The organism is Thermoflexus sp. (genome assembly GCF_042408365.1).
Lineage (GTDB): Bacteria > Chloroflexota > Anaerolineae > Thermoflexales > Thermoflexaceae > Thermoflexus.
In genome coordinates, this window is the sequence record NZ_JBHOQJ010000003.1 from 1 (window position 1) to 3,359 (window position 3,359).

General features: G+C 62.8%; 3 protein-coding genes. 2 read left to right on the forward strand and 1 reads right to left on the reverse strand.

What is annotated here, in order from left to right; all coding sequences use genetic code 11:
• Positions 1-157: 157 nt before the first annotated feature.
• Positions 158-1,345: a type II CAAX prenyl endopeptidase Rce1 family protein gene (locus ACFMO5_RS00080; RefSeq protein ID WP_376790732.1), complete on the reverse strand. Its 1,188-nt coding sequence runs from the start codon at positions 1,343-1,345 to the stop codon at positions 158-160.
• A 331-nt stretch (positions 1,346-1,676) separates the two neighbouring features.
• Here ACFMO5_RS00080 and ACFMO5_RS00085 point away from each other — a divergent pair, with 331 nt between their 5' ends.
• Entirely contained in the window at positions 1,677-2,336 is a 660-nt protein-coding gene (locus ACFMO5_RS00085) for a metal-dependent transcriptional regulator (RefSeq protein WP_376790733.1), read from the forward strand.
• 106 nt (positions 2,337-2,442) lie between these two features.
• Positions 2,443-3,315, forward strand: a complete 873-nt coding sequence (locus ACFMO5_RS00090) for an alpha/beta hydrolase (RefSeq protein ID WP_376790734.1) — start codon at positions 2,443-2,445, stop codon at positions 3,313-3,315.
• The last annotated feature ends 44 nt before the right edge of the window (positions 3,316-3,359 follow it).

Here is a 3,359-nt window from a genome sequence, read left to right on the forward strand (position 1 = left end):
CTTCGGGCCGTGGGGAGGGGGGACGAAGGGGGGTGAGGCCTCCGACTTCCCCCACGGCGTATCTTCAACCCAACTCAGAATCTCTGGGAGGGATGAGCCGCGTACACGGCTCACCCCTCCCAAAGAATCCTATCTTTGCAACAGAGCAACCCTGCTCTCAAACGAAGAACACGCTCCAGATCCAATCCACCAAGGCGTGCACCAGGGCGGCGGCCGTCACTTTCCCCGTTTGTAGATAGGTCCGCCCGTAGAAGAACCCCGCCACGGTGGCCAGGATCACGTATAAGCCCACTTTGGGGGGATTATTCAAATGGGCGAGGCCGAATAAGAGGGAGGAGAGGATCAAGGTGCGCAAGGGGGGCCAGCCCAGCACCCGCTGGAAGTGGACGTGCAGCGTCCCTCGAAACAAGATCTCCTCCGGAAGCCCGATGAACAGATAGATCGCCAACAGGCGGATGAGCGCCTCCAAAAAGTGGGGGAGCGCAGGGGCCGGGGCAATGAAACCGGTGAGCAGCCCGAAGGGCAAGGCGAAGGCCGCAAAGCCGGTTAGATTCATCGCCACCGCCTGGAGGTCCCCCCATGTCCAACGGAAGGTGAACCCCAAATCGGGGAACCGGCCGGCGAGGATCAGCAACCATATGAACAGCGTGATCACCGCCAGATGCGCATACGAAGGCCCCCCAGGGACCAGAGGGTGTTCGGGAAGACGTTGGAATTCCACCGCATACCACAGGAAAAGAACCGCTCCGAAGAAGAGGAGGTGCGATCGCCCCCGAGCGCTGGAAGGCCATCCAAGAAGGAAGGGGATGGGCCAAAGCCCGGCGCCCACTCGGAACGCCCAGCCCACAGGGTCCCTGGGGAGCGGACTCGGGATCAGCAGGAACGCCAGAGCCCCCGCCACGATCCACCCCTCGCTCGCCCGCCAGGAAGCGCGATTGTGAAGGACCATGACGGTAGGGATCACAAACATCATGAGGCTCAGGAGGAGCGCCCCCGGATCGAAGGGATCCCCCCGCAAGATGGGCAGCAGGCTGCTCCCAAACCACAGGGCGAAAGGAAGGCTGTAGATCCGTCGGAGGTCCGCTCCCATCCAACGGCGCACCGAATCCACGGGAAGCAAGATGCTTCCTAGGTAGCCGGCCATCAAAGCGGCGAAGAGCCCGAGCGCGGGAAGGGCAACGCCCAGTTGCTCCCGCTGGAGCGCGAAGCCCCCGAAGCTGAGGACTGCGGCGATCCACAACCCTACGCTCGGCCATTCCCATCGAACGGCTGTAAGAGCCCCGATGGACACCAAGCTTGCTGCCTCCGGATTTCCCAAAAGGCGAAGCATCCGTGGTTTCTTCATCTCAGGAGCTCTCCATGACCGGCGCCGTGCGGGGCGCCTCCAGTGCCCCGCACGGCGCCCAAAACGAGCCTTCTTCACGGGATAGGTTTAAATTCATTGAATCGCGGTCCAATTCATGTTACACTCTTATAAGGTAATGGTGAGCGCATCGGGCGGTCGCCCCAACGCGCGGGGATGATCTTTCCGCATGGAATTTCAGCAAGAGTTGCGCAGTGGGTTCCTAGCGGGGCCTTCTTGCTTTCCCTCGCGGGCTCCGAACGGCCTAATTCCTAAAAGATCGGAGGAAATCCTGAACCGACAAGAGCCTCCCAGCCGAACCATCAGCCCGGCAATGCGGGCCTACCTGGCGGAGATCTACCGGATGAGCGAGGGAGGGCCGGTGCGGGCTGCTACGCTGGCCCGACGCCTGGATGTCACAATCCCCGCTGTGGTCCGCATGCTGAACCGTCTGGAATCCCACGGGTTCATCCGCCGGACCCGCCTCGGGATCCTGTTGACGGAGGCCGGCGAGCGGGAGGCGCTGCGGAGCATCCGACAACATCGCATCCTGGAGGCCTTCCTGACCCGAGTGCTGAACATCGGCTGGGAAGAGGTCCACGCGCTGGCGGATCGGCTGGACCCTGCGATCGATGAAGCCCTATGCGAACGGATGTATGAGGTGGCCGGACGCCCCACCCATTGCCCGCATGGGGATCCGATCCCCACGCCGGACGGACAAATGCCCGCGCTGTTCGACATCCCCCTGAGCGAAGCTTTCGTCGGCGCGCGGGGGCGGATCAGCCGGGTCAAGACGGAGGATCCGGAGCAGCTGCGGTATTTGGGCTCCCTGGGTTTAGTCCCCGGAACGTCCTTTGAGCTGGTCGCCCGGGCCCCTTTCAACGGGCCATTGCGCCTTCGCCTCGCCCAGCACGATGTGATCATCGGCCTGGAGCTCGCGCATCATATCCGCGTGCTCATGGAGCCGGAATCCTCCGAGGGCACGAACCCATAGCGTGTTGGCCGCAGGCTGGCTGCTTCGAAAAACCCTCTATAGGATCCAACGTGTCGCCGCGTAGGCATAGGCCGCTGCGCCTGAAAAGCTGATCTGGAGGCATGCGATGGTTGCTACCCGCACCCTTTTCATCGAAGACCACCGCCCCATGCTCCATCTGACCATCTATGAACACTCCCCCCAGGCCCCAACGGTCATCTTCATCCATGGGATGACGGCTCACGCCGGTTTTTACAGTGAGATGATCCCAGGCGCCAATTACCTGAAGGCTCTGGCGGAGGCCGGGCTCAACGTCATCGCTCTGGACCTCCAGGGGCATGGGCGGAGCGGGGGAGCTCGCGGATCTCTCACTTACGCGGACGCGATGCGGAACATCCGCCGGGCCGTGGATTTCGCCCTCGCCCATTACCACGACCGAATCGGGATCACCGGATCCAGCATGGGGGGCATCCTGGCCTTCTACGCCGCGCTGGAGGACGAGCGGATCCGCGCCGCGGTCTGCCACAACGTGTTGGATCTACAGAATATCCGCCCCGTCCTCTATCTCCGTCGGCATTTCGTGCTGGTCCCCCTCGCTCGGGCGAGCCGACCTCTTCGGGGCATCTTGGGCGGTTTGCCGGTGCCGGTGCGTGCTTTTCTGGAGCCCTCCCATGTCTTCGAGCAACCGGAGAATCTGCGTCGGTGGCGGGCGGATCCCCTTTGCGTGTGGGCCTATCGCCTGAACACTTGGATCTCCCTCTTTCTGGATCCGTCCGACAAGCCATCCATCGAGGCCATGGCCAAGCCGGTGCGGCTCCTGGTCGGCGAGGGCGACCGCATCCTGCCAGCGGATTACCATCGGGAGTTCGCCGCGCGGCTCCGATGTCGGAAGGATCTCGTGGTGGTGCCTGGGGCGGGTCATATGCTTCCATTAGAGTACTTAGAGATTACGGTTCCACTGGTAGCCGAGTGGTTCCACGCGCACCTCGGTTCGATATAGCGTTTGGTCCGCTTAAGTGAAGTGAGGTGTGGGCCGCGTACGCG